The organism is Rufibacter sp. XAAS-G3-1, assembly GCF_013623775.1.
In the GTDB taxonomy this organism is placed as follows: Bacteria; Bacteroidota; Bacteroidia; order Cytophagales; family Hymenobacteraceae; genus Nibribacter.
This window is the reverse complement of the sequence record NZ_JABFAM010000003.1, coordinates 372,064-398,728: the sequence shown is the minus strand read 5'-3', so window position 1 is coordinate 398,728 and position 26,665 is coordinate 372,064. Positions and strand designations below refer to the sequence as shown.

Genomic DNA, 26,665 nt, shown 5'->3' with positions numbered 1-26,665 from the left:
AAATTATATCTTGTATGTTATAAAAACTTGTTTGAATTGTGCTAATTTCTAAGCTCTTTACTGGTGAACAATCTGCTATTGACTATAGCTGGTATTCTGTTCTGTGGGCCAGGTGTTTCAAGAGTGATATTCTTTCGTCAGATGGATAGAAACTCCGTTTGTGTCTCTTCAACAGGTGCATCAAAATAGCCACCAATTTGAATCTAGTTAGCTCGTGGTTCAGGCCTTTCCCTATGCAACACACAGCATATCTCGCCCGTCATGAACTTGCCATTGGAACAGGTTCGCTCACCTGTTTTTTGCCTTGTTTTCCCAAACGGCATTGAAAACAGAGAAGGCGCCCCTGAAACAGAGGCGCCTCGCAGAGGAGGGTATTCTTGGTGATTATCTGATGAAACGGAGCGTCTGAGTGAAAACCAAAAAAACACCCCACATTCAGCAGGGGGGATGGAGTCTGTGAAATAAACTAAACCTTTAGTTTTTAAACTAAGTATTTAGTTGTAAGTTTAACGAACCATCCAATCACCCCGCTATGAAAGAGTTAACCAAGGCAGAAGAACAGGTCATGCAGATTCTCTGGAATTTGCGGCAGGGCTTCGTGAAAGACATTCTGGATCAGTTGCCAGAACCGAAGCCCGCCTACAACACCGTGTCCACCATCGTGCGCATTCTGGAGAAGAAAGGCTTTGTGGGCTATAAAGCCTACGGCAAGACCCATGAATATTACCCGCTCATCGCCCGCGACGATTACCGCCATTTTTACCTGAAGAACTTTGTGAGCGGCTACTTTGGGGGCTCGTTTAAACGGCTGGTTTCCTTTTTCGCGAAGGAAGAGAACATGGATCTGCAGGAGTTGGAGGAAATGCTGAAACACGTGAAAGAAGACCTTAACAAAGAGGAAGATGAATGAGGCGCTGTGGCAGTACCTGTTGGAGTCGGGCGCGGGCCTGTTGTTACTCTATCTCTTCTATGCACTGGTGTTAAAGCGGGAGACCTGTTTCCAGTTCAACCGGTTCTACCTCATCACGGCGCTCTTTTTGTCCTTTATGGTGCCATTGTCGCAACTGCCGGGTATCAGTCTTTGGCCACCAGAACCGGTGGAAGCAGAGGCCGTCTTTGAGATAACCGAGGCCATGGTCACCTATGAGGCCGTGGCGGCTCCTGTGGAAGAATCCTTCAACTACTGGAATCTCCTGTATGTAGCCTACGGTATGGGAGCGGTGTTTTTCGCGGGAAGGTTTCTGGGGCAGTTGATGCAGCTGCGGAGGTTTGCCAGGCAAGAAAGGGTCTCTTTTTTTCTGCCCAACCGGGCACCCGTCATCCTCACCAATGGGCAATTCCCCACTTTTTCGTTCTGGCGCTACGTCTTCTTTGATAACAGCCAATCGCTTACCCCAGAAGAAACCGAACGCATTCTCCAGCACGAGCAGGTACACATAGACCAGCGGCATACCCTGGATGTGCTATTGGTATCACTGGCCGGCATCATCTTCTGGTTCAATCCCTTGCTGGTACTCTACAAGAAAGCGCTGGAGCAGACGCACGAGTTCATTGCCGATGCGCAGGTGGCCAAAGTCTCCGGCTCTAACGCTTATTCTTCCCTGTTGGTGAAGCAGGTGTTCAAGAACGCAGATTTTCCTTTAGGCAGTTACTTCTTTCTCCATACATCACTCACTTTAACCAGAATCAAGATGATGAAAAAACTACATCAGTCCCCCAAACTCAGCAGAATGCTGCTGGTAGTACCCGCATGGGCGCTGTTCCTGACGGCCGTAGCCGCCATGCGCCCCGTCCAGGCACCAGAAGAAAAAGTGAGTGACGTGAGCACCGCAAAGCCTGAGAATGGCCCGGCCCAGTTCCCCGGCGGCCGTGAAGCACTGAATACCTATGTAAAGAATAATTTCATTCTGCCGCAAGTGGCCTTTCAGAAAAGAAAGAACCCCAACGATTTCGTGAGTGTAAGGGCGAACATTGAGGTAGAGGTGCAGGAAGACGGCACCGCCGTGTTCCGGAGAACGGTAGATTTGGACGTACAACCCAATGATGCCGCCGTGGTGACTGCCGTGACCCAGCAGTTTGCCGCGTTGGTGCGCCAAATGCCCAAATGGACGGCTGCCCAGAAAGACGGAAAAGCCATTGCGTCAAAAGAAATGATCTCGGTTTCCAGCGTGAGCGGAAATTTCCTGACCCATAACGCGTATTTAGAGGGACGGCAGCAGAAAACGTCTGTCTCTTCCGAAGCCGTGGCCCCTCAAAGTACCCAGACCAAGCCCGCTGAGTTTCCGGGCGGAAGCAATACCATGTACCATTTCTTCAACAGCCGATTTGTCGTACCCCAAGCGGTTTTTGAAGCCAGAGGCACTTCTGACAGCACCATCAAGTTCTTGCGATACATCAAAGCCGAACTTTCCATTGCCACTAACGGCAGCGTGGAACAAGCAAAAGTGATTGAAATTGCCACCAGGCCTTTCCAAACCCAGCAAGTGAGCGCAGCCGTAGAGAAAGAGTTTCTGCGGTTGGTGCGGCAGATGCCCAGATGGACACCAGCCTATGAAAACGGCAAACCCGTTGCCTCAACGGAGAAGATCGTATTTGCCGCTATCACCAAAATCGCCGGAAAAGAAACCTTTGAGCAGGCCAAGAAAGCCCAGGAGAAAAGGGCCGAGGTTCCTCTAACGCCGCAGAAGAACACAACGCCAGACGGAAGCCCAGTTTTTATCGCCGTTGAGCAGATGCCAGAATTCCCGGGCGGAACGGCAGCGATGATGAAATATCTGAAAGAAAACACTGTCTATCCTGAAGATGCCAAACAAGCCAAGGTAGCCGGCACCATGGTCGCTTCATTTGTCATCAACAGCGAAGGGAAGGTGACAGACGTGCAGGTGCTGAAGAAACTGCATCCCAGCCTAGACCACGCGTTTGCGAAGTCACTAGAAAGCATGCCTGCCTGGAAACCGGGCACGCAGAACGGGAAGGCGGTAGCGGTAAAATATACCATCCCCTATAGAGTAGTGGGCGAAGCGGTGGCGAACGGTACCAATGAGCCAAACCATAACCAGGAAGAAAAAATCTACATAGCCGTACAGGAAATGCCGGTTTTTCCGGGTGGGCAGGCAGGTATGTTGCAATATCTGAAGCAAGCGGTAGTCTATCCGGCCAACGCGAAAGCTGCCAAGGCGGAAGGAACTGCAACAGTATCCTTTGTGGTAAACAAAGAAGGAAATGTGACGAAAGCAGAATTGCTTCATGGCATTCACCCAAGCCTAGACCAATCCTTGCTGAAGGCCGTACAGAACATGCCCACTTGGAAGCCCGGAATGCAGAACGGGAAAACAGTGCGCGTGAAATACACCTTGCCCTTTAAGTTTGTGCTGCCCAAGGAGGCAAAATAGAGGCCGTTATTAGGCCGAAAAGCCTGAAGAGCCCGGAACCCGTTTCCGGGCTCTTTTTATGAAAGCAGCTCAGAAACAGCAGTAAACTTTACTGCCAGACCAACTCCAGCACGTTGGAACCTACCTGCAACGTAGTATGAGTTTCGCCGGGCAGGCGTTTCACCACAATTTTCTTGTTACGGCTGGAGAGTTTCTGTTGGGTAATGACCTTCGTTTTTGATTCTTTCCGGAAAAGCATAATGCCGCCGTTCTCGGCAATAGCAGACCCAGATTCTGGCCTGAAGGTAAAACGGGAGCCGGAAACCGGAATAGGAACATTGGCAGAACTAGTGTCAGAGATTCCCTGCGCCAACTCCAGGGCCTTTCCAGCGTTGGGCACGCCGTAGCCCACGTAATTATTCCCGAAGGGATACAAATGACTGCTTTTCTTCAGAATGTCTGTCAACTGCTGTGGTGTAAGCGTGGGGTTGGTTTCCAGCAGGCAGGCGGCTAGTCCGGCAATAACGGGCGCGGAGAAAGAAGTGCCAGAAGAGGCGAAACACACCACATCGGGTTTCAGGTACGGTAAGAACGAAGGGCCAATGCTGCTGTAGCCTTGTTTCGTCCAGGTGGCATAGTCGGTGGCACCCACGGTGAGTACGCCGGCGGCATCGGCGGGGGTGTTCACAATCTGCCACTTTTTGTTTCGGCCGTCGTTTCCGGCGGCTATCACCAGCAGCATGCCTTTCTGTTCCACGGCCAGTTGTACCGCCCGGGCAATGAAACTGGTGCCGTCCATCTGCTCTGGTCTGTAATTCTCTGCGGGGTTGTCAAAGCCGGTACCGTAGCCTAGAGACGAGTTTACCAAGCGTACGCCTAAACTGTCCATCCATTCCAGCGCCCGTACAAAGTTTTCTTCTTCTACCCGGGCCTCGCGGTTCCCGTGGTCGGTGCGGGCCAGGTAGAAGTCGGCGCCGGAGGCGAAACCGCTGAGCACCCGTTCTTTGGGGTCGGCACCGGCCAGGCAAAGGAGTACTTCGGTGCCGTGCGTGTCCAGCATGCTTTCGCGCTGGTCAAAGGTTTGGCTGAGCGCCGGGTTCACGAAATCGCGGTACGCTTTTACCTGTCCTTTGGCAAAAAGAGGCTGTAAACCAGCTTTCTTAGGAGCATCATAAAAACCTGCGTCAATCACGCCCACTTTCACACCCCGTCCCGTGAGGCCCGCCGCTAAGATAGCCTCGGCCTTGAGTTGGGCCATGGCTTTGCTGACGAACTGAGGGTCAAATGGAACCGCGGTGTGGCTGGGAAGAAAGTAACCGGTAATGGGGCGCAACTCCTGAATGAAGGAACTTTGCCTCAGCCTTTCGGCCTGCGTGGGGGTAGCCGAGACCACGGCCGCGTTCAACCACTTGGAAACGGAAGTCACTGTGAAGCCCTTCGCCCTAAGACTGTCCAGATAGGCTGGGGGCACGGGCTGGTCAGAGATTTGGGCGAGGGGAAGGTGCAGGAGGCGGCGTTGCTGCCGGGCGGCTTCGCTTACCAAATGACCAGTGATAACGGCGGGTTTGTCTTTGAAGAGAACCCAGTAGCGTTGCTGCGCCCGCGCCTCCAGAGAAAAGAAACCTCCTGTAAAGAAGGCCCAGAAAAAAAACAGGATAGTGCAAACCCGCACGTTCAAAAGATTAATTGAAGGCTATTTGCCTGCAAATTACGGTTTAAAGTCATACATTTAAGCTTCAAAAACATGGTTTCGGGGCTCTTTTCAGAAAAACGGGCCAGAAACACCCATAGCCAGTAGCGCACCAACCTACTACTACAAAACGTACCGCCATGAAATACGAATCTATCGGGAAAGACCTTTACATCCATAACCGCCAGAAGTTCACGCCTTACCTCAAACCGCAGTCGCTGGCCATTTTCCACTCCAATGACGTGATGCCCACCAACGCCGACGGCACCATGCCGTTCCGGCAGAACAACGACCTGCTGTGGCTGAGCGGTATTGACCAGGAAGAAAGTATCCTTATCCTTTTCCCCGATGCCCGTGAGGAACGCCTGAAGGAAATCCTGTTCGTGCGCGAAACCAATGACCACATCCTTACCTGGGAAGGGTACAAGCTCACCAAAGAACAGGCCCGCGAGGTGTCTGGCATTGAGACCATCTTCTGGACGCATGAGTTTGACAGCATCCTGGGCTCGCTCATGCCGTACGCCGAGAACGTGTACCTCAACTCAAACGAGCACCTGCGCGCGGTGGTGGAAGTGGAAACCCGTGATGCCCGCTTCATCAAGAAGATGAAGGAGAAATACCCGCTCCACAACTATTGCCGCAGCACCCAGCACCTGCATTACCTGCGTTCCCTCAAGCATCCGCGCGAAATTGAGTTGATGCGCACCGCCTGCCACATCACCGAGAAAGCCTTCCGCCGGATTCTCAAATTCGTGAAACCCGGCGTGATGGAATACGAGATTGAGGCCGAGATCAGCCATGAGTTCCTGCGCAACCGCTCCCGTGGGCCGGCCTACGGTTCTATCATCGCCTCGGGCGCCAATGCCTGCATCCTGCACTACGTAGACAACTTCAGGGAATGCCAGGACGGCGACGTGCTGCTCATGGACTTCGGGGCGGAGTACGCCAACTATGCGGCCGACCTTTCCCGCTCTATTCCGGTCAACGGCAAATTCACTTCGCGGCAAGCCGATGTCTATAATGCCGTGTTGCACGTGATGAACACCGCCAAACAAATGCTGGTGCCCGGCAACACGCTGGATCAATACCACAAGTTTGTAGGCAAGGTGATGGAGAACGAACTCATCAAACTGGGCTTACTCACCGAGGCCGACGTGAACAACCAGAACCCCGCCGCGCCGCTCTATAAAAAGTACTTCCCGCACGGCACCTCGCACTTCCTGGGTCTGGATGTGCACGATGTAGGCGACAAATACCGTCCGTTTGAGGAAGGCATGGTGTTCACCTGCGAGCCCGGCATCTACATTAGGGAAGAAGGCTTGGGCATCAGGCTGGAGAATGATTTCCTTATTACCCACAACGGCCCGGTAGACCTCATGGAGAACATTCCGCTGCAACTGGAAGACATTGAGCGCGAAATGCGCGGTTAATCAAAAGGAAATAAACAACCCTGTTTAGCGGCTGTTTTCCCAAAAACAGCCGCTAAACAGAACATGCTTTTACCAAGGGCCCCTGGCCGATTTAGAGTTTCAGAGTGAACGTGAATACTATTAAGCAAGTAGCAAAAGCAGGCCGCGTCCTTACTTGGGTGGGGGTTTTAAGCGGTCTTCTGGTCGTTTTCAATGCGTCTGGCCAAGAGAAACGCGTGCCTCTCTTAGAAGAGACGGAAGACCCTCACACGCGTAGGTTGGATTTAACCGAGGTTATTAAAATGGCCCGGGAACAGTCGCCCAGTTACCAGCAGGCACTCACCCAACTGGAAAACCGTACCTGGCAGTACCAGAACTACAAAAGCAACTATCTGCCGCAGCTAACCCTGCACGCCACGCTGCCGGACTATACCAAGAGCATCAACCCCATTGTGCAGCCTAACGGTAGCATTGAGTTCAGGAAACAGCACATTTCCACTTCGTACACAGAATTGGCCTTGAGCCAGAACATAGGCTTAACCGGCGGGGTGATTTCCATCAACTCCAACCTGAAACGGATTGATGATTTCCTGCTGCCAAGTCACCTGAATGGCCATTCCTATTCTTCCACGCCGGCGGTTATCACGCTAAACCAGCCGCTTTTCAGGCACAACAGCCTTAAATGGGATCGTAAAACCGAGCCGCTCCGGTTTGAGGAGGCCAAACGCAATTTCTGGGAGGAGATGGAGCGCATTGCCATCAGAACCTCTGACCTGTATTTCACCCAGTTGCAGAGCCAGATCAGTTTTGACATTGCCCAGAAGAACGTTGCCAACAATGACACGCTGTTCAAGATTGCCCAGACCCGCTTCTACAATGCCAAAATCAGCGTGAATGAGTTGCTGCAGCTGGAGCTGAGTTTGCTTAATTCCCGCCAAAGCCTGGAGCAAGCCAAACTGGACATTGAAACCAGTACCATCCGCCTGAAATCATATTTGGGGATTACCGATGACCGTCCCATCCGGTTGGCCACCCCAGACGCCATTCCGCAGTTTGAGGTAGATGAAACGTTTGCCCTGAAACAGGCGCATGAAAACCGTTCCCGCATGTTAGGGCTCAAACGGGAGGAAATTGAGGCCGAACGAGGGCTGGATTGGGCCGAGAAAGACACCGGGTTGAACGCGAATCTGTTTCTTCAGTATGGTCTGGTGCAGCAATCCACCGATTTGACCGAGTCTTACCAAGACCCTTCTGAGCAGCAGCGGGTAAGCATTGGCTTAAGTGTGCCCATCATGGACTGGGGCAGAACCAAGTCACGGGTAGGAACCGCCCGGGCTAACTTGAAATATGTCAAAGGCAACCTGGAGCAGCAACGGGCCAGTTTTGACCAAGACGTGTACTTGCAGGTGAAACGCTTCAAAATGCTGCGGGAACAGATGAAACTGGCGCAACAGGCCAACGGTCTGGCAGAACGCCGTTTCCTGGGAGCCAAAGACCGTTACCTGAACGGAAAGATTGGTTTTCTGGATCTGAACCAAGCCTCTACGGAGCGGGACTCGGCGCGCCGAAGCTACGTGAGCTCTCTGCGCAATTTCTGGGACTCTTACTACAACATCAGGTTACAGACCTTGTATGATTTTGAGACAAACCAGCCCCTGATCATGCCGTTGCCGTTTTAGGGGAAACTTTGCTTGGGGTGACCAGGCGTTTTACCGGTATTTCTGGAAAATAGGCCCTAAACAGAGGAGCCCGCTAATCATGTCAGCGGGCTCCTCTGTTTAGGGCCTATGTCTCTGGTATTTATCTGGCGTACACCTCCCTAAGCCACTTACGGGCAGATTCCAGGTCGTTGAAGGATCTGGCTTCAAAGGCTTTGAGTTCACTTAGGAAAATAGACGCCGATGATTCGCCGAAACTTTCTGGGTTGGCCAGCATCGCGAAGCGTTTCAAGCCAGCCTTGGCCGCGCTGGGAGCCCACTCGTTCACCACCCAATCCATGGAATGGCCCCAAGAGCCTATAATGAGCCGCGTATCGTTCAGGACACAGTTATAGCCTGCATCGGCCAGGGCCTGGGTGTATGCTCTGGCTCCGGTTTTCACATTCTCTTCCGTTAAATACCCCATCCAGTTTACATAGATCAACCTGTTTTGGGAATCCTCTTTGATGGTGAGGTAGACTCTTCCGAAAGGGTTAACAAGTTCTTTGGTCATTGTATGATACAGGTTGCTTCTGACTATACTATCTCAAATATACCTATTTTGATTCTAAGAATGTTGCTCAAGTGACTACGGAAAAATGATGAATGAGTAAATTTTTAAGGTTAACAGATTGATCAAAAGCGTATTGTGTGGCGAGGGAGATGCGCTAAAAAATGATGTCCGGAAGTAAAACTCCCGGACACTCGCTTCTCTTTTAGCATATTTTTAGGAAAACAGGCCAGAAACGCCACCTATTTCCTTTGGTTCTCTTTGGGTGGGTGGCTAACTAATCACCCTTTGCTAGCCAGCAAATACAAGACCGCCATTCTGATGGCCACGCCGTTCTCTACCTGATCCAGGATAATGGAGTGGTGCGAATCGGCGGCGTCTGAGGTGAGTTCCACGCCGCGGTTAATGGGGCCGGGGTGCATCAAGACAATCTCCTTGTCCAGTTCGTCCAGCATCTTTTTGTTGATGCCGAAGTACAGGGCGTATTCGCGCAGCGAGGGGAAAAGCTTACCGGTTTGGCGCTCCAACTGAATGCGCAGCACGTTGGCTACATCGCACCATTGTAGGGCCTCGCGCACGTTCCAGAAGATCTTTACCCCTAAGTCACCAATGTGTTTGGGCAACAGCGTGGGCGGGCCGCAAACGGCTACTTCGGCGCCTTGCATCTGCAACGCGAAAATGTTGGAAAGCGCCACGCGCGAGTGGGTAATATCGCCAATGATGGCAATCTTCTTACCGGCCACTTCGCCCAGTCTCTGCCGGATGGAGAAAGAATCTAATAAGGCTTGGGTAGGATGCTCGTGCGTACCGTCGCCGGCGTTGACAATGTTGGCTTGAATTTTACGGGACAGGAAGTGCGGTGCGCCGGGGCTGCTGTGGCGCATCACAATCATGTCTACTTTCATAGACAGAATGTTGTTCACGGTGTCCAGGAGGGTTTCGCCTTTCTTGACGGAGCTGCCCGAGGCCGAGAAGTTGATCACATCCGCCGACAGGCGTTTTTCTGCCAACTCAAAGGAAAGACGCGTACGGGTGGAGTTCTCAAAAAAGACGTTGGCAATGGTGACATCGCGCAGGGACGGCACTTTCTTGATGGGCCGGTTCAGAACCTCCTTAAACTGGTCAGCGGTTTCAAAGATCAACTGGATGTCCTGTGGGGTAATCTCTTTGATTCCCAACAGGTGCCGGACGCTAAGCTGTTGCATGGGGTTCTTCTTGGTCTGGGGTAGGAGTGAGGAGCCAGATGACATCCTCGGGAGAATCTTGGCCTTGCCAGGTCACTTCCACGCGCTGGGAGTGCAGCGAGTCTACGCGCTGGCCGGTATAGGTAGCCTCAATAGGTAAATCGCGGGTGTACTCACGGTCAATGAGCACCAGCAGTTCTACCTGGGCCGGTCTTCCGTAGGAAATCATGGCGTCAATGGCGGCCCGCACGGAGCGGCCGGTGTAGAGTACATCATCCACCAGAATCACGCGCTTGCCCTCTAACGTGAAATCTACTTTGGTAGCGTTAGGCGCCAGGGGAGTGGCGCGGCGGCGGAAGTCATCGCGGTGGAAGGTGATGTCCAGATAGCCCGTCTGGACGGTGATGCCCATGATTTCTTGAAGGGTTTGCTGCAGGCGGTCGGCCGCGTAAATGCCGCGGGGCTGCAGACCCAGAATAACAGAATCAGAAAAATCACGGTGCGTCTCTATGAGCTGGTGCGCCAGGCGCCGGATCATGATCTGAAACAGTGCGTGCGGAACAATGAGGCGTTTGTGCATGGCCGGGTTTTGGGCAAAGATAAAGACTTACGGTCAGCCGTGGGTAAAAGAACCTGTTTTTTCTTAAGGAAGACGGGAAGTCTCAAAGCTGAGCTGTGGATGGGAAAGCGGGATGACTTTACATCTGGAGGAGTTTGGGAGCTTGGAATAAGAGGGGGCTAATACCGCCATTGGTTCATTTCTGCGCGTTGGCCTCTGCCTAGGATTGGCTTCTTTGGGGAGGGGTTTGTGCATGCCTTCCGGTGTTCCCATGGCTTGGCTGCTTTTGCGTGGGCTACTAGGTGCACGCCTTTTGCTGTTCCCTTGGCTTGTGCGCTTACTGCGTGGGTGCAAGTGCAGTATTGTTTCATCTTTGGCGGTATGCGCTCACGGCCGCGAGGCCCCGTCTTCCCCTCTCGCGCTGCCCTTTCGGCCTGAAAAGATATTCGCTCTTAGTTTTGCCTATCTATGGCCAAAAGCGAGGCGCGCTCGGGGAAGACTAGAACTGGGAAAGTAAGTAAGGGCAGCGGTGATGATAACCCGTAGAGACTAGAAACTGCCTTGTCTCTCACGCATTCCTTTCTTCTTGAAAGGCGCATTCCTATCTTCTGTAAAATGGAATTCCCCTCTTGGGAGGGGTAAGGGTGGGTTTTGGCGCTCCACTATCTCCTGCAACGGCGCACCAAACATGCAATTTGGTGTAAGTACCACCACATTCTAGGGTATATTCCCGTAAGATAAGGTTATGGCTAAATTCATCAACCTTAAAGTTTTCCCGGACTTCTTCAAGTCAGCTTCGGCTGGGGGCATACTCCTCATCATTTCCTTGGTTATTTCTTTGCTGATCGCCAATTCACCCTGGGGCGAGCCCTTTGAGAACTTCCTGAATATGGAGTTGGGGTATGAATCTGCCCAGCTTCACCTGAGGTACCCTTTACTGCTGTGGGTCAATGACGGCCTGATGGCTATTTTCTTTCTACTGGTGGGGCTAGAGATTAAGCGCGAGATGCTGGAAGGGGAACTGTCTTCCTTCAGGCAGGCTGCTTTGCCGTTGTTTGCCGCCATAGGAGGAATGGTAGTGCCAGCGGGGATCTATGCCCTCGTGAACTCCGGTACTGATACGGCCAGCGGCTGGGGTATTCCCATGGCGACAGACATAGCGTTTGCCATTGGGCTCTTGTCTCTGCTAGGCAGCCGGGTGCCGGTGGGGCTAAAGATATTTCTAACGGCGTTGGCGATTGTGGATGATCTGGGAGCCATTGTGGTGATTGCCATCTTCTATTCTGCGGGGTTGCAGGTGACCTACCTGCTTTATGCGGGAGGCATCTTCCTGCTGTTGCTGCTGTTCAACCGGCTAGGGGTAAAGTCATTGGTTTTCTATCTGGTGCCGGGGCTGTTCATTTGGTACTTTATCCATCACTCGGGGGTGCATGCCACTGTAGCAGGTGTTCTAACGGCCCTCACCATTCCTACCACGCCAGACGCCAAAGAATCTCCTCTGGAAAACCTGGAGCATTCCCTCACCAAACCCGTCAACTTCCTGATTATGCCTATTTTCGCCTTAGTCAACACAAACATCCGGTTTGAGGCAGGCATGCTGGAAGGCCTGCAAAGTCCTTTAGGCATAGGCATCATCTTAGGGCTCTGTCTGGGCAAACCTGTAGGAATCTTTGTATCAAGCTGGATCGCCGTTAAGCTAAAGGTGAGTACCCTGCCTGCCGGCGTAAATTGGCCAATGGTATTAGGGATGGGTTTGTTAGCGGGCATAGGCTTTACCATGTCCATTTTCATCGCACTGCTTTCCTTCACAGAGCCTCAATACCAGACAGGGGCCAAGTTCTCTATCTTAGTGGCTTCCGTGCTATCAGGTGTTTTAGGGTATTTCATGCTGCGGAGTGTTTCCAGAAAGAAGACCTTAGCTCTATAATGGAACGTTTCAGTTTGGGCCCTCTTTTCAAGAAAAACGCCATTTACGTCTTTGTGGTGTTCACCAACCCCTCACCAAAGAAATCCTACAGGAAACGCCGGGCTAGATTTTAAAAAGAGATGGGTAGGGGCAACCCCTTGAGGTTGCCCTCTGTGCGTTTTTGTTCTCGTGCATGTAGGGGCAACCTCAAGGGGTTGCCCCTACAGAGAGACCTAATTAAAAGAGGAGCCCCGTTGGTGCATTTTAGAGCTGTTTTATGAAAACAGGCAGGAAACCTGTGAGGTCTTACTCAAACGCCATGTTCTGGAGGTAGAAGACCGTGCGGGTATCACCATGGGCGGGTTTGATGCGCTGGAAACCGAAGGCGATGAAATTACCGCCGTACCAATGCACAATTCCCTCATTGTTGCTGGAGACCATTTTCTCTGATTCTTCCTGCAGGCGCACTTCTACTTTCTCTTCATTGGAGAGGGCAACCTTTGGTTTCAGGGTCTTGTGCCAGATGTATTCCTCATCGGGGTAGACCAGGGCAATGTTACCGTTGGGGGTGACCCCTACCTCTACCGTGGGGCCTAATCTTGGGTAAGTCTCGTTCTTTAACCGGTAGGCATTGTCCCAGAGGAGATTTCCTTCTTTATCAAACACACAGACAATGGCATGGGTAAACCGGTAGCCGTCAAAGTTGCTTCTGGGTTGCCGCAGGTCTGGGTACCGGCCGGTCACATGAACGTATTGGTTGAAGCTGTTGCTGCGGTACTGCGGATAATAAATCTCGCCCACCAGGGCATAGCCCAGCGGGTGCGGAATAACCGGGTGCAGGAACATGCGGTACCGTAACACCAGCGGTTTTCCCTTCGCTTCCTGCCGGGCGAATTTCTCCTTCATGCGCCGTTGAGCCCGCGGGCCGAGGTACTCAAAGAAGTAATCCAGCTTACTGAAATCGTAATACTTTAGGTTGCTAAACAGGTCGCTGGCGAACAAACCTTTGGAGAACACCGAGGTACGGTAGCCGTAGGTGCCCAGCAGTACTTTGCTTAAGGTGTCGCCGGGGGTGAGGCGGCCCGCCTGCAGGGTGTTGTCGTTGCGGTCATCCATCTCAGGCTGGATGAAGTACGTGCCAATCACGTCGCCCTTGGTGTTGATGCGTTTGGTCTGCACCCGGGAGCGCCAGCCGTTCGACTCGGCCACCACAAACTCTACGGCATGGGTAAGGGTATCTACCCTAAACTCGCCCAGGTCTTCCTCCATCCCGAACACCGCCGGCAGAAGCTTTATCTCTTCCTGGCTGGGGTTCAGGTGCAGCATGTTCAGGTTATCGCGGTCTAGCCCGTTTAAGAAGACCTGACCGTCTAAGGCGGCCATTTCATTGATGGTGATGTAGGACGAAGGCAGTGTGTGTTCACTAAGCGAGGCAGCCCCCGTGGCAGGGTTTACCCGGTAAAGCACTAACTTCTTGTTGTTGAGCGTGGAAAACAGGAGGTACACCATGTTCCGCTCAGCGGCCACATGCAGCAAAGAATGGTTGTTTTTATGCTCGTGCTTGGTTTGCCAGATCTGTTTTAGCTCCCGGTTGTACTTGGTGAGCACAAAATCGTTCTGGCCAAACCAACTGCTGCGTTTGGTAGAGACTACCAGTATGCTGCTGTCTGGAAGGGCGTGTACCGTATGCTCGTCCTCAAAAGAATCACTTTCCAGCTCTACCCGGTAGGTTTGGGCAGGCGGGGCCGGTTTTTCTTTGTCTTTCTCTTTTTTCTGACGGGCCTGGGCAGAGAAAACCACGCTCCAGCAGAGCAGGAGGAGCAGAGATCGCCAGTAGGTGCTTCCAGTGCAAAGTAACATAAGGTGTTTTTAAGAAATTACAGGTAATCTGGTAAAAACGCCAACGCTCTGCGGGTGATTTTCTTGCCTCTCTATTGGCCCATATGCAGCAGAATATCAAACTCTTCGGGCGTTAACGGCATTACCGACAACCGTGACTGGCGCAGCAGCGCGATGTTCTGGAGCCGCTCCTCTTTTTTGATCTGATCCAGGGTCACTGGTTTGGCCAACGCTTGCTCAGGCACCAGGGTTACCGCTACCCATTGCGCCTCCTGGGTGGTGGGGTCTTGGAACGCCTCGCGGCTTACTTTGGCCACCCCTACAATAGACTTTTCAGACACGCTGTGGTAGTATAAGACCAAATCATTAACCTGCATTTTCTGGAGGTTGTTGCGGGCCTGGAAATTCCGGACTCCGTCCCAGGTAGTTTGTGTATCGCGTTGCAGGTCAGACCAGGCGTATTTTTCAGGTTCCGTTTTAACGAGCCAGTAGTTCATAGGTAAGCTAAAAACAAGGGCTGCCCCTCTCAGGAAAGCACTTGCCGTTCATTTAAGGTAAAAGGTATCTATTCTTGGTTTCTAATCCGGCGAATCTTGATTACTTCGGCAGAAACGGAGACAATCTCCAGTTCTTCCGGTTCATGTTTCGGGTTTTCAAAGGTAATGCGCAGCCGGTTCTTGCCCTGGGCCTCCCACTTGCCGGGTTGTTCTTCCAGGCCATCAGTGGGGGCTATGCCGTACCGTATGAACGTGCCGTCTTCCTGAAGCATAAACCCGGTGCGCCCCCGCGAAGGCGGAAAATCAAAGGTGTTGGGCCGGTACGTTTTCACGTCTACCGTGTCTTCTTCATACGAATTAAGCCAGGTTTTCCCGTATACCCAGGCCGGTAAATCGGGGTTGGTTCCGCATTGGGCAGCCATTAAAATTACGGCCAACAGACTCAGCAAAAAGAAATGTTTCATACGCTAGAAGGTTCGTCCGGCAAGCTGCCCAAGCCAATCCTGCCACAATATAAAAAATAGTCCTGAGTTCTGAGTCCAGAGTTCTGAGTTGGGTGAAGTTTACCTGAAATGAATACCGCCTTCAGCCATCAAGAGCTTACTTCGTTTTGAAGCCGTTTTCCGGAAAACAGGCCAAAATCGGCTTTGCCGAAAACAATCATACATGCCATTCCCAACTCAGGACTCAAGACTCAAGACTCAGAACTCAGAACTCTTTTTCCCTATCTTTGTTCAAACCCCTTTCACAACCTGCCCCGTGGAGAACAAAGAACTCATCCGTATGTTCCGGCTCACGGCTTCCCTGATGGAGCTGCACGACGAGAACCCGTTTAAGATAAAATCATACACCAACGCCGTTATGGTGCTGGAGCGCCTGGAATCGCCCATCCACCAGATGAGCCAGGCCCAACTGGAAAAGCTGGACGGCATTGGCAAAGGCATGGCGGGCAAGATTATGGAGGCCATCCAGACCGGCAGCCACGCCGATTTAGCCCGTTTGCTGGAAACCACCCCCGAAGGCGTGGTGCAGATGCTCAGCATCAAAGGCATCGGCCCGAAGAAGATACGCACCATCTGGAAAGACCTGGGCGTGGAAACCTCTGAGGGACTGCGCCAGGCCTGCGAACGGAACGAACTGTCCAAACTAAAGGGCTTCGGGGCGAAAACCCAGGAAACCATTCTACAGGCGCTGCAATATTCAGAGGCCAGCAAAGGCAAACTGCTCTGGGCCGAGGCCGAACCCCTGGCCCTGGATTTACTCTCTTTTCTGAAAAACAGGCCAGAAACCGTCTCTGCTGAAGTGGTAGGCGACCTGCGCCGGAATCTGGAAACCATAGACACGCTCCACTACCTGATCAGCCTGCAAGACGACAGCACCTGGCCTGGCTTTCTGCAGGAACTCCCCGGAATCTCCCCGCTGGATGCCGTTTCTGGCCCGTTTGTGTGGCGGGGCTTGCTTTCTGATTCAGGGCTGAAGCTGGAAGTACGCCTGGTGCCCGAACGCCGCTTCGCGAACCAAACCCTGCTGTACTCGGCGAACCCTGCCTGGCTGACCCAACCCGTGAACGAGGCCGGCAATACGCTCATGGCCGAGGCCTACGGTGAACCCGCCGCTACGGAAGAAGAGATTTTCCAGCGCGTGCAGTTGCCGTACATTGCGCCCGAGTTACGGGAAAGTGCCCGCGTTTTGCAAATGGCCCGCGAAAACCAACTGCCCGCCCTGCTCCAAGACAGTGACCTGAAAGGCATTCTGCACAACCACAGCACCTACTCAGACGGCGCGCATACGTTAGAGCAAATGGCCGTGCACTGCCAGCAACTGGGTTTTGAATACCTGGGCATGTGCGACCACTCCAAATCGGCGTTCTACGCGAACGGCTTGCAGGAGTTCAGGGTGAAGGAGCAGCAAAAAGAAATTGACCGCCTGAACCAGGAACTGGGCCCGTTCCGCATCTTCAAAGGCATTGAATCTGATATCTTGGCCGATGGTTCGCTGGACTACGACAACGACGTGCTCGCCTCCTTTGACTTTATTGTGGCCTCCATCCACAGCAACCTGAAAATGGACATTGTAAAGGCGACTGATAGGTTGGTGAACGCCATCCAGAACCCCTACACCACCATGCTGGGGCACCCCACCGGCCGCTTGCTTCTGCGCCGTGAAGGCTACCCTATTGACCACAAAACCGTCATTGACGCCTGCGCCGCCAACCAGGTGATTATAGAAATAAACGCCAACCCGTGGCGCTTAGACCTGGACTGGCGCTGGGTAGAATACGCCCTCAGCCAAAACGTGCTCCTCAGCATCAACCCAGACGCCCACAGCATGCGCGGCTACGATGACATGCGCTACGGCGTACTCGTGGGCCGCAAAGGCGGCTTAACGGCAGAGATGACCTTCAACGCGAAAAGCAGAGATGAAGTGGCGGCGTATTTTGAGGAGCGGAAGAAGGCGAAGGAGATTTAGACTAAGGTTCTTGAAGCTATTGGCTTTTTACCTTAGCTAACTTTCTTATGATCTTGCAAATAAACATAGCTGTATATGAATTTTGATTTTGCTGAACGGGTGAATCCTGCCCTGCAGAAACATGCTTACACCAAGGCGATTGCTATTGCAGAAAGTGGTCTGAAAGAAACTCCGTTCTCAAATTTTCATTCAGTACTGGGGCAATCTCTAGTTCATCAAGCCGGCAGTCTAATGAATTGGGTGGACAAATTCTATGAAACGGTATCAAAGGAAATAGCCCTTGGTGCTCTTTACTTTGAGATGAATGAATTTGACATCAACACAGACGTTTGGTACATAGATGGATTTGCCTATACCCAGGACGGGGGATTGGATATTGAAGATATGGAATGGCTTAGTGACGTAAGCGAAGAGACTATGACTTCAGAAGAGTTCGTGTTAACAAGCTATGAAAAGTTGCAGGAAGTATTTGAAGCTGAAGAACTGGATACTCAAGAACTAGAAAGTGCTAGAGACTGGTGTGAGCAGATAATTATCGTAAGGTTCATGGAGTTGATGCGCACAGTCCACCTTAGAGCAAAAGAGAAAGACCTTGCTTGGGCTAAATTGCCCTTGTACTACACCATCCACTCCTATGATTTTGTAGTTAAATCTGAAGTGTAATGTCTAAACCTGTGAGGTCTTCAAGACCTCACAGGTTTCTGGCCCGTTTCCGCAAAACAGCCCTAAAACGCACCAGCGGTTCCCCTTTTGGGAGAGAGGAGTGGAGGTGAAATCCGGGCTTTCTGCGGGAGGTCAGTCAAGTAAGCAACTCCTTCTCGTTTGTCATCCTGGAAAGATCTTGTGCGCGAACTAGGGAGGCTTCGCCTAAATGCCCCTACTGTTGACCCACAAGATTTTTCAGGAAGACAAATTCAAGGGAGCCTGTTTTACTTCTGTTTTCTGAAAAACAGGGCGTAAACAGCAATGAAGTTTATTCATCCCGTCTCTTTTCTGCGCCCTGAACCGTTGCCTTTGAACCAGTTTGGGTTTTGCTACCGGTTGCCCCGCCCGTCCCGTTTTTCAAGGCCGTGCCGCCTTTTACATACGTGAACTCCAGTAGACTGCCACGGTACTGACCATTTTTGGGGTCTTCGCCCGAAGGGCCCGAAGTAACGGAGGAACTGTCCACTACCGCATACAGCTTTTTGCCATCCGGAGAAATAGCCAGGTCACGGTAGCGGGTTTTGGATTTGAAGAAGTAGGAGAGGGTGTCGCCGGTAGTGCCGGTGCCGGAAGCGTTCAGTTTTACCCGTACCACCTTTCCGGTTTTGAGCATGGGAATCAATAACGAGTTCTGCCAACCGGGAATAGCCGAGGAGGTATACACGGCAATGCTGCTGGGCGCGTCAGAAGGCCACTCCGGCGAGGCTTTTTCATCGCTGCGCGATTGCGTCATGATGTTCCGGAGGAAGGCGTTTGAGTGGGGGTATAGACTGAGAATAGGGTCTAGGTACAGTTCTTTCCCTATGGCTGCCGCATTGGCGTTTTCACTTTTGATGGTAGGGTAGGTGGTGTGCCATTCCCCGGGCAGTTGGGTGTGGCTGCTGACGCCCGCCGCCAGCCCGTTGTAGTTGTTGTCATTGTAGCCAATCACCAGGGGGTGGCCGTAGTTCTTGCCTCTTTCAATGAGGTTGATCTCATCGTCAGAAAATGGCCCGTGCTCGCTGGTGTAGATTCTTCCGGCGCCCCCCACTTGGGCGTACGCCAGGCCTTGGGCATTGCGGTGCCCTAAACTCCAAACCGCGTTCTGCTTCTGCGCGCTGGTGAACGGGTTGTCATGGGGAATCCAGCGGTCATAGGGGCCTTTGTCAGTATCTGGTTCCAGGTTGAACCGGAGGACTTTGCCCTCATAGCTGCTGGTGCGTTGAGCGTGGTTGGGCCGCCCCACATTCTTGAACTGCCCCGCGCCCATGTCGCCCACGGTGTAGAACAGGTAGGGTTTGCCTTGTACCGGTGCCACCAGCAAGCGGCCAGAATTGTGGTCGCTGCTGCCGGGTATGCTGTCGCAGAGCACCAGGGGGTTGGTGAGTTTCTGCGCTTTCGGCTCATAGGTATACCGCACTACCCGCATGGTGTAGAAACAGCCCCCGTGATTAGGGTCACAGCCATCGCCGTTTTTGCCTGCCCCGGCAAAATCATAAACGTAGGCCAGGTACACGTACGGTTTGCCGGAAAGAAGCCGCGGGTGGAGGGCCAGGCCCATCAGTCCGCCCTGGGGCCAGGGTTTGCCGCCGTCTACTGAGTCTGGAACCTTGTCATAGCGTGGGAATTTCCGGGCGTTGTTAAGATCAAGAACTACCGTTTGCGACCCGTTCGCGGGGTTTATCCTGCTAACGCGGTACCCTTTGGCTTCCGTCACCCAAAGATGGTTGTCTGGCCCGTAGGTCACTTCCCACGGATCGCTGAGTTTGTCTTTCACCACCCGCACCGTGAAGGTTTCGCCTTTGGGGCCGGTTAGGTTCTGAGCCGAGGTGGAAAAGCAGGAAATAAGCAGAAGAATGCAAAGAAAAAGGAAGCGGCGTAGCATGAGGGGAAACGGTTAAACCAACATGGATTTCCTCCCTTTAAACCGGTGCCGGGGCTAATAGGTTGTTGTAAATGGCTTTGTAAGAAGTATTTCAGTATTTATCCTCTATGCCGAAATTGTTCTGGGGTGACGCCCACCTGCTTTTTGAAAAACCGCCCGAAATAGGAGTTGTCCTCAAAGCCCAGCGCCTGCGCAACCTGCGCAATATTAAGATGAGGCGAGTGGGTGAGCAGCCGTTTGGCCTCCAACACCAATCGCTCCTGCAGAAGGTAGGTGGTGGTTTTGCCCAGGTTGAGTTTGCAGAGTTCGTTCAGGTACTTGGGCGAAAGGTGCAAGGCATTGGCGTAGAAACTGGTGGGTTGGTGCTCCAGGTAATGCTTTTCCACCAGCGTCTCCAATTGGTACAACTGAAAAGGCCAACTGTTTTCTTCCGGCGCAACGGGTGCCGTGGGGTAAAGCCGGGCCAGCTGAATCAGGAGCAACTCCAGATAAGCACGCAAGGCATTGGTTTGAAAGGAAGCTGGGTGGGCGTACTCCTGTTGCAGCTGGTGCAGGAGCTGCTCCACGGGCAATAAGGCATCTGCCGGGGCATATAGCACGGGCGGGTGCTGCCAGGTCTGGAAGTAAGGAAACTGCCGTAAAGTATCTGTCTCGCGGCCGCCGCGGTAAAACTCAGGGGAGAAAAACAAGAGGGTTCCTTCCGTGCCGGGAGAAAGATCCCAGGCGTGCACCTGCCCCGGGGTGAGGAAAAAGACACTGCCGGGCTTGACCGCATACTGGGTGAAATCTATGGTGTGCGTGCCCTGGCCGTTTCTTACAGACAGCAGTAAGTAGAAATCATGCTTGTGCGGGGCCTGTACAAACGCATGCCTCTGCCGGTGCGCCTGCAAATCTGCGACGTGGATGCCGCGGGTGAGGCCTCTGGCAGGGGTGAAATCAGGTATTCTGTAGACAGGAAGCTTTTGGGGCATAGGGCAGGCGGCAAGTAGCCTTGCTGATTCTGCCCCAATTTGCGAAAAATAGCCCTGAAACGAACAGGTTTTAATGCCCCCTGGCCTGCGGGTGCGTGGCCGCCTCTGGATTATAGCTGATGAAGATGTTGATCCAGATGGCGCGGGAAAGTTTAAAGATGGCCGGCAGGAACAGCACCAAAGACAGCAGCAAGGCCCCAACAAACATCCAGAGGGTAATCTCTTCAGAGAACATCATCATCAGGCCCACAATAGCCAGCGTTGGGCCGGTGGTAAGTCCGTAACTCACGAACATGGCACCGTAGTAATAGCCTGGCTCCGGTTCGTACATCTGGTGGCACACGGGGCAGTGCTCCAGCATCTGGGACATTTTCCGGTACCCCAGCAAACTGTTGTTCGCAAACAAGTCGCCCTCGTGGCAGCGTGGGCATTTCAGTTTACAAATGCTGTATAGTTTAGAGCCTTTTCCTAGCATCGCTTTCTTTGTTTTCTCCTTACAAAGGTACGTGCGCAGGAATTTTATGGATAGGACAGAAGGCGGATGTTCCGGTGATTTTTGCCGGGGTTGCGCAAAGTGGAGTGTTTTAAGCCTGTTTTCTGAAAAGTAGACCTGAACATGAAAAGATAAAATTGCTGAGGCCCAAACTGTCTTTGTTGTGCGGAGAGTTAGCGGCAGCGCTCTCCGCACTTAGTGGATCGCCAATCTCCTGATTGGCGAAACGGGTAAGCTGATTCCTTTCTACTCCCAGACTCAGAACTCTGGACTCTCCCTGAGAGGTTTGTCAGGTTGGTGCTTGCTGTTCAACCTAACCAAGCGCGGCGAGTTCATGAAGCTGGTGTCCAGCAACGCAGGCCAGAACAACGCCAACACCTCGCATGACCGTACGTTTTACTATGAAGTGTTCCCCAGCAATCAGTTGAAGCTGGGCTTGTGGCTGGAGAGCGAACGCATGCTGCACCCGGTGATCAATGAGGTGGGTGTGAAGACGCAGAACGAAGTGGTGAAGGAAGAGAAACGCATGCGGATGGACAACCAACCGTACGGCCAGTTCACGGGTGAAATGTTTAAGCGGTTGTTTACCAAGCACCCGTACACCTGGCAGCCCATTGGGTCTATGGCAGATCTGGATGCCGCTACCTTGGCTGAGTTTCAGGCTTTCTTCAAGAAATACTACGTGCCAAACAACGCCGTGCTTTCCATTGCCGGTGACATTGACATCGCGCAAACCAAAGAACTGGTGAACGCTTATCTGGAAGCCATGACTATGTCTATGGACGGAAACCCCGTAATGAAAACCAGATTCAACGGAACGGCCGGTTACCAGGAGCAAATGAGCCAGAAGAAAGCCATGACGCCAGAGGAAATCAAAGAGAAAAACGCTGTTACCAACTTATTTGAGCAATTAGATTACGTCAAAAATCCCGTGTTCAAAGCCGAGGTGAAAGGCGTGGAAAAAGTAAATGGTTCAGATGCCTATAAACTGGTGATCACCTACCCAACCGGTAAAACCAAAACCGAGTTTTATGACGTGGCCAGCAAGCTCCTGGTGAAAACCGAGGAAGCCACCACCGCCAACAACATGACCATCAGCAATACCGTTGAATTTGCTGACTACAAAAGAGTTGGAGCCATTCTGTTCCCGCACACGCAAACCCTAACCGTATCTGCCGGCGGACAGCAGCAGGTAATGGAAATGAAAGCCCAATCTGTAAAAGTAAACGAAGGCGTAACCACCGCTGATTTCAACTAATACCCCTGGTGTATGATAGGTGCGCCTTAGAAGGAAATGGTGGAGCGCCAGAACCCACCCCAGCCCCTCCCAGGAGGGGAATACGCCTTTGCAGGGGGATAGGGGGCATTACAATCAATAACCGCGCCATAGAAAAAGGGTTTTGCTCCTTTCCCAGTTCCAGTCTTCCCCGAGCGCGCCTCGCTTTTGGCCCTGAATGGACAGCTACTAAGAGCAAAGGACTTCTCAGGCCGAAAGGGCAGTGCGAGAGGGGAAGACGGGGCCCCGCGGCCGTGAGCGCATACCGCCAGAGATGAAACAACACAGCACTTGCACCCACGGAACAAACGGCCAAGCCAAGGGAACAGCAAACTGCATTCACAAACTAATATCCACGCACTAAACGGCCAAGCCAAGGGAACAGCAAAAGGCGTGCACCTACCAATCCCTCTACAAAAGCCAATTCCAGGCAGAGGCCGAAGCGCAGAAAGGAACCCATAGAGGCATGAGGAATACGACTGATCCTATGAAAAAGGGAGCAGGCCTCAATGGTCTGCTCCCTTTCTGTTTTGAAGCCATATTCTGAAAATCAGCCCAGAAACGCACCATCCTTTACTGCTGCACAATGAACTTGCGCACTATTTTCCCCTGTGAGGTTCTTAGGTGCAGAAAGTAAAGTCCATCTGGCAGCCCAAGTACGTCAAAGACCCATCCGTCCTTTGATTTGGTAGGAACAGGCAACATTACGGGCGTCCCAATGGAAGTAAACACTCGGGTTTCCCGCAGTTGTAGAAAAGCAGGAACTTTCAACGTCAAAGTAGAAGCGGCCGGGTTAGGGTAAGTAGTAACCTGCTGTTGCCATTCCTCAGAAACTCCGGTAACCACAGGAGGGTTTTCCTGCGCAAAGAAAAGCATGTCCCTGACCACCGTACCAATGAGACGGCCATTGCGCCATTCTTCTACCAGTATGGCCACATTGTAGGTTCCTTGCATACTGGGCGTGTTCCAGGTGAACAGACCAGTGTTTCTGTTCAGGGCCAAACCAGCAGGCCCGGCAGGATCTGGGGCACCCAGGAAATTCTCCAGTCCATTAATGCCTGGGGTGGTCACCCCCATCGGATTTCCGCAGGCAGTAACGCCGCTGGAGGTTTTTGGGAGCAGTAACTTGAAAGAAAGGCTATCTCCGTCTGCGTCAATAGCCCCGGAATTATGCCTGAAAAGATGGTTTCGGGCGGGAACGTCTGTAGGGGCCTGCTGGAAAACCGGGGAGCGGTTGGTGCCCAGAAGCGGGTCAACAGTGATAGTACTCTGCAGAAAGAAGGTGGGCTTTATGGAAGTAGCAATGTTCACCACGCCGCCCTGGGTGCTCTCTCCTATGTACGTAGCGGTGTATGACCCTGGGCCGGCGTAGGTGTGCTCAAACCTATAGATATTCACAAACGTGTTGGCTTGGCCATTTGCAACAAGCACCCTGGATTCCCTGGCCACTTGCTGGCTCGTGCAATCCCCGAAGTGGAGCGTGGCTTCCAAATCTTCAGCGTACGCAGGGGCCGCGCTGTACGTAACCAAAGTGAAAAAGTACTTCAGCGGATTGCGCGCAGCCGTGGTGTCGCTCTTGTAGTAAATATTGCCGGCTCTTATATGGGAGGCTTGCGTGGAGTAGGCAATGAGGAAAAACAAGAGAAGAGGCAGAAATAAGATCTTTGCCGTTTTAACTAGTAGGGGTAGTTTCATACAGAGATATTTTGACTGAAAGGCCTGGGAAGTAGTACTGACTTCAAAGTAAGTAGCGAGACAGATTAAGCTATTTTTTTGTCCTCCTGGAAGGATCTCGGTAGCGAACTAGAAAAGCTGTAAATGAACACCATTGCCGTTCGCTACCGAGATCCTTCCAGGAGGACAAGTAGACAAGAAGAGATAGTTATTTCTGTCCAATTACTTACGTTTAAATTAGAGATAAGTATTTAAAAAACAAGTTATTAAATGAGGTTCTGTGCCAATGCCGGTGGTTCCCGGCGAGTCTGGAGACTCGCTTTATCCCATGTCACGAGACGGGAGTCTCGCGCCAGTAGGTTCTAAACCTGTGAGGTCTCCAAGACCTCACAGGTTTTTGCGTTTCCAGCCTGTTGTCCGCAATACTGCCTGCGCCAAAGACCTCGTAGTGTGCGCAGCTTCTACGAGTGTCTCTGCCAATGCCATTTATAGCCCGTTTTCCGCAAACCAGCCCCAAAACGCCTCAGCGGGGTTCCCTTCTCCTGCGGAAGATCCGTAATTAAATTTAGAACCTATTTAGGGTTTGTCATAGTTTCTGTCGATTCACACGCATGGATGATCCGCAATACGTGCAACTTAGACGGATGCTTTGCGCCAAAGAACCTGCTAAGTAATTGGACAGAAATGACTAGCTCTTCTCCTTGTCCTTCCACAAGATCCTTTCAGGAGGACAGCGTAGATATTTTAATTTATCCTGCTACTTAAAACCGGTGAAGTAGTTATAACTCCATACATGGCCTTTTCCCTAAAAAGGGAAAAGCAAATTACCCGGTGCAGACTGAAAACAGCCGAAATATTTTATCTTGCCCTCTGTTTTGAGCCTGTTTTCCAGAAAACAGGCTCAAAACAGAAAATCGCCTTTCTATGCTTGTCTTCTTCGTTCTGCTGTACCTGGCGCTCAATGTGTTGGTAGGCTTGTGGGCCGCCCGGCGCGTGCACAACACGGCAGATTTCATGCTGGCCGGTAGAGCGTTGCCCTTGCCCATGGCTACGGCCGTGGTGTTTGCCACCTGGTTCGGGTCTGAGACCATTTTAGGGGCCTCCGCCGAAGTAGCCGAGGACGGGCTGATGGGCATGGTGGAAGATCCCTTGGGCGCGGCGCTGTGCCTGGTATTGGTGGGGCTGTTCTTCGCCAAAAAACTGTACCGCATGAACCTGCTCACCTTCGGCGATTTCTACCGCGTGAAGTTTGGGCGCACCACCGAGGTCATCGCCTCGTTCTGCCTTGTGGTATCCTACTTCGGGTGGGTGGCCGCGCAGATGGTGGCCTTGGGCATTTCGTTTAACCTGCTGCTGGGCACCACGCTGGTACAAGGCACTTTGCTCGGGAGTTTTCTGGTGGTGCTGTACACCTACTTTGGCGGCATGTGGAGCGTGAGCGTCACCGATTACCTGCAAACCATCATGATCATTCTGGGCTTACTCATTGTCACCTGGTGGGTCATGCGCGAAAAGCCAATGGCCGAAGTAACCGCCACACTTCCCCCTGACTTTTACCGAATCACCCCAAAAACAGGCACCTCTCTTACCGGCTGGCTCAACTACCTGGCCCTTTGGATGACCATCGGCTTGGGTTCCATTCCGCAGCAGGATGTGTTTCAGCGCGTGATGTCTTCCAAATCCGAAAAAGTAGCGGTGAGGGCCTCGTTGCTGGCGGCACTGCTGTATGTGACCGTGGCGCTGCTGCCCCTGATGCTAGCCGTTTACGCCAAAGCCCTGCACCCTGAGCTGGCCGCCAAAGATGCCCAAATGTTGGTGCCCAGCCTGATATTGGGTTCCAGCCCGATGGTCATCAAAGTGTTGTTCTTCGGCGCATTGATCTCCGCTATCATCAGTACCGCCAGCGGGGCAATTCTGGCCCCGGCCTCCATTCTCAGCGAAAACCTGCTGCGTCCGTTTTTCAAGGACATCACCGATAAAAACCTGCTGGCCTTGTCCAGGGGAAGCGTGGTGGTGGTGGCGGTGATTTCCCTCGGTTTTGCCTTGTCCCGCAACAACATCCATGAACTGGTGAGTGAATCCTCGGCGCTGAGTCTGGTAAGTCTGTTGGTGCCCTTGGTGGCAGGCATCTATTTCAGGAAAACATCGGCGGTAGCCGCTATTCTGTCTATGGTGCTGGGCATGGGCACGTGGCTTTTCTGCCGGATATCAGGCACCGAAGTGGAGCCGCTGTGGTATGGTTTGGCGGGAAGCACAATCGGCTACCTGCTCGGGTCTCTGTGGCCCAAAGAAGGGAAAGAGGTGCAGCGCAGGAGGGAAGAGCAATGCCCTATGCTGTTTTAGGGCCGTTTTAGCAAAAACAGCCCCCAAACAGCTAGCTGACAAAGCTGGCTATCTTAAAAGTAAACCTGCGCCATCGTTGTAAGAATGCTGCTCAAAAGACCTCGTAGCGTCCGGAGGCCCTGCGAGCGTCTGTGCCAGTAGCTCGCCAATCAGGAGATTGGCTGCCCCATGGTGCGTAGAGCGCTGCCGCTACCTCTACGCACCACA

General features: G+C 52.5%; 20 protein-coding genes. 9 read left to right on the top strand and 11 right to left on the bottom strand.

What is annotated here, in order from left to right; translation table 11 throughout:
- Positions 1 to 532 precede the first annotated feature (532 nt).
- Positions 533 to 910, top strand: coding sequence for a BlaI/MecI/CopY family transcriptional regulator (locus HHO50_RS02470; RefSeq protein ID WP_181304417.1), 378 nt, complete (start codon positions 533 to 535; stop codon positions 908 to 910).
- Positions 903 to 3,392 (top strand): M56 family metallopeptidase, encoded by a 2,490-nt coding sequence (locus HHO50_RS02465; protein WP_181304416.1) that lies wholly within the window; start codon positions 903 to 905, stop codon positions 3,390 to 3,392. Before HHO50_RS02470 ends, HHO50_RS02465 begins: the two co-directional genes overlap by 8 nt.
- An 88-nt stretch (positions 3,393 to 3,480) precedes the next feature.
- Here HHO50_RS02465 and HHO50_RS02460 read toward each other — a convergent pair whose 3' ends face one another.
- On the bottom strand, positions 3,481 to 5,043 hold the full coding sequence (locus HHO50_RS02460; protein ID WP_181304415.1) for a S8 family serine peptidase: 1,563 nt from the start codon (positions 5,041 to 5,043) through the stop codon (positions 3,481 to 3,483).
- A gap of 158 nt (positions 5,044 to 5,201) precedes the next feature.
- On the opposite strand from HHO50_RS02460, the gene HHO50_RS02455 reads away from it, so the two are divergent.
- Positions 5,202 to 6,491, top strand: a complete 1,290-nt coding sequence (locus HHO50_RS02455) for an aminopeptidase P family protein (RefSeq protein ID WP_181304414.1) — start codon at positions 5,202 to 5,204, stop codon at positions 6,489 to 6,491.
- A 215-nt stretch (positions 6,492 to 6,706) separates the two neighbouring features.
- Positions 6,707 to 8,149: a TolC family protein gene (locus tag HHO50_RS02450; RefSeq protein ID WP_181304413.1), complete on the top strand. Its 1,443-nt coding sequence runs from the start codon at positions 6,707 to 6,709 to the stop codon at positions 8,147 to 8,149.
- Between the two features lie 121 nt (positions 8,150 to 8,270).
- On the opposite strand, the gene HHO50_RS02445 is transcribed toward HHO50_RS02450, so the two are convergent.
- The 3 genes from HHO50_RS02445 to pyrR all read right to left on the bottom strand — a co-directional run bounded on the left by HHO50_RS02445 (position 8,271) and on the right by pyrR (position 10,442).
- Positions 8,271 to 8,681, bottom strand: coding sequence for an STAS/SEC14 domain-containing protein (locus tag HHO50_RS02445; RefSeq protein ID WP_181304412.1), 411 nt, complete (start codon positions 8,679 to 8,681; stop codon positions 8,271 to 8,273).
- Between the two features lie 278 nt (positions 8,682 to 8,959).
- Positions 8,960 to 9,883, bottom strand: coding sequence for an aspartate carbamoyltransferase catalytic subunit (locus tag HHO50_RS02440; RefSeq protein WP_181304411.1), 924 nt, complete (start codon positions 9,881 to 9,883; stop codon positions 8,960 to 8,962).
- A complete protein-coding gene (gene pyrR, locus HHO50_RS02435; protein WP_181304410.1) occupies positions 9,870 to 10,442 on the bottom strand; it encodes a bifunctional pyr operon transcriptional regulator/uracil phosphoribosyltransferase PyrR in 573 nt (190 codons plus the stop codon). Before pyrR ends, HHO50_RS02440 begins: the two co-directional genes overlap by 14 nt.
- 724 nt (positions 10,443 to 11,166) lie before the next feature.
- Here pyrR and nhaA point away from each other — a divergent pair.
- Positions 11,167 to 12,348 carry a Na+/H+ antiporter NhaA gene (gene nhaA / locus HHO50_RS02430; RefSeq protein ID WP_181304409.1) on the top strand — a complete coding sequence of 394 codons (1,182 nt, stop codon included), beginning with the start codon at positions 11,167 to 11,169 and terminating at the stop codon, positions 12,346 to 12,348.
- 285 nt (positions 12,349 to 12,633) lie between these two features.
- Here the strand turns inward: nhaA and HHO50_RS02425 are convergent, their stop codons facing one another.
- The 3 genes from HHO50_RS02425 to HHO50_RS02415 all read right to left on the bottom strand — a co-directional run bounded on the left by HHO50_RS02425 (position 12,634) and on the right by HHO50_RS02415 (position 15,127).
- Positions 12,634 to 14,187: a hypothetical protein gene (locus HHO50_RS02425; protein ID WP_181304408.1), complete on the bottom strand. Its 1,554-nt coding sequence runs from the start codon at positions 14,185 to 14,187 to the stop codon at positions 12,634 to 12,636.
- A gap of 71 nt (positions 14,188 to 14,258) precedes the next feature.
- Positions 14,259 to 14,663, bottom strand: a complete 405-nt coding sequence (locus tag HHO50_RS02420; RefSeq protein WP_181304407.1) for an EVE domain-containing protein — start codon at positions 14,661 to 14,663, stop codon at positions 14,259 to 14,261.
- Between the two features lie 68 nt (positions 14,664 to 14,731).
- Positions 14,732 to 15,127, bottom strand: a complete 396-nt coding sequence (locus tag HHO50_RS02415; protein ID WP_255478554.1) for a hypothetical protein — start codon at positions 15,125 to 15,127, stop codon at positions 14,732 to 14,734.
- Positions 15,128 to 15,422: 295 nt separating this feature from the next.
- On the opposite strand from HHO50_RS02415, the gene HHO50_RS02410 reads away from it, so the two are divergent.
- Both HHO50_RS02410 and HHO50_RS02405 read left to right on the top strand, forming a co-directional pair.
- The gene (locus HHO50_RS02410; protein WP_181304406.1) at positions 15,423 to 17,132 is read left to right on the top strand and encodes a helix-hairpin-helix domain-containing protein; all 1,710 of its coding nucleotides are present in this window, start codon (positions 15,423 to 15,425) and stop codon (positions 17,130 to 17,132) included.
- 75 nt (positions 17,133 to 17,207) lie between these two features.
- Positions 17,208 to 17,795, top strand: a complete 588-nt coding sequence (locus HHO50_RS02405) for a hypothetical protein (RefSeq protein WP_181304405.1) — start codon at positions 17,208 to 17,210, stop codon at positions 17,793 to 17,795.
- A 310-nt stretch (positions 17,796 to 18,105) separates the two neighbouring features.
- Here HHO50_RS02405 and HHO50_RS02400 read toward each other — a convergent pair whose 3' ends face one another.
- The 3 genes from HHO50_RS02400 to HHO50_RS02390 form a co-directional block, all read right to left on the bottom strand.
- On the bottom strand, positions 18,106 to 19,701 hold the full coding sequence (locus tag HHO50_RS02400; protein ID WP_181304404.1) for a PQQ-dependent sugar dehydrogenase: 1,596 nt from the start codon (positions 19,699 to 19,701) through the stop codon (positions 18,106 to 18,108).
- A 98-nt stretch (positions 19,702 to 19,799) separates the two neighbouring features.
- A complete protein-coding gene (locus HHO50_RS02395) occupies positions 19,800 to 20,672 on the bottom strand; it encodes a helix-turn-helix domain-containing protein (protein ID WP_181304403.1) in 873 nt (290 codons plus the stop codon).
- Positions 20,673 to 20,742: 70 nt separating this feature from the next.
- Entirely contained in the window at positions 20,743 to 21,147 is a 405-nt protein-coding gene (locus tag HHO50_RS02390; RefSeq protein WP_181304402.1) for a DUF983 domain-containing protein, read from the bottom strand.
- A 304-nt stretch (positions 21,148 to 21,451) separates the two neighbouring features.
- On the opposite strand from HHO50_RS02390, the gene HHO50_RS02385 reads away from it, so the two are divergent.
- Positions 21,452 to 22,423 (top strand): insulinase family protein, encoded by a 972-nt coding sequence (locus tag HHO50_RS02385; protein WP_370457515.1) that lies wholly within the window; start codon positions 21,452 to 21,454, stop codon positions 22,421 to 22,423.
- A gap of 591 nt (positions 22,424 to 23,014) precedes the next feature.
- On the opposite strand, the gene HHO50_RS02380 is transcribed toward HHO50_RS02385, so the two are convergent.
- Positions 23,015 to 24,136 (bottom strand): T9SS type A sorting domain-containing protein, encoded by a 1,122-nt coding sequence (locus HHO50_RS02380; protein ID WP_181304401.1) that lies wholly within the window; start codon positions 24,134 to 24,136, stop codon positions 23,015 to 23,017.
- Between the two features lie 903 nt (positions 24,137 to 25,039).
- On the opposite strand from HHO50_RS02380, the gene HHO50_RS02375 reads away from it, so the two are divergent.
- Positions 25,040 to 26,458 (top strand): sodium:solute symporter family protein, encoded by a 1,419-nt coding sequence (locus HHO50_RS02375; RefSeq protein ID WP_181304400.1) that lies wholly within the window; start codon positions 25,040 to 25,042, stop codon positions 26,456 to 26,458.
- Positions 26,459 to 26,665: the final 207 nt, after the last annotated feature.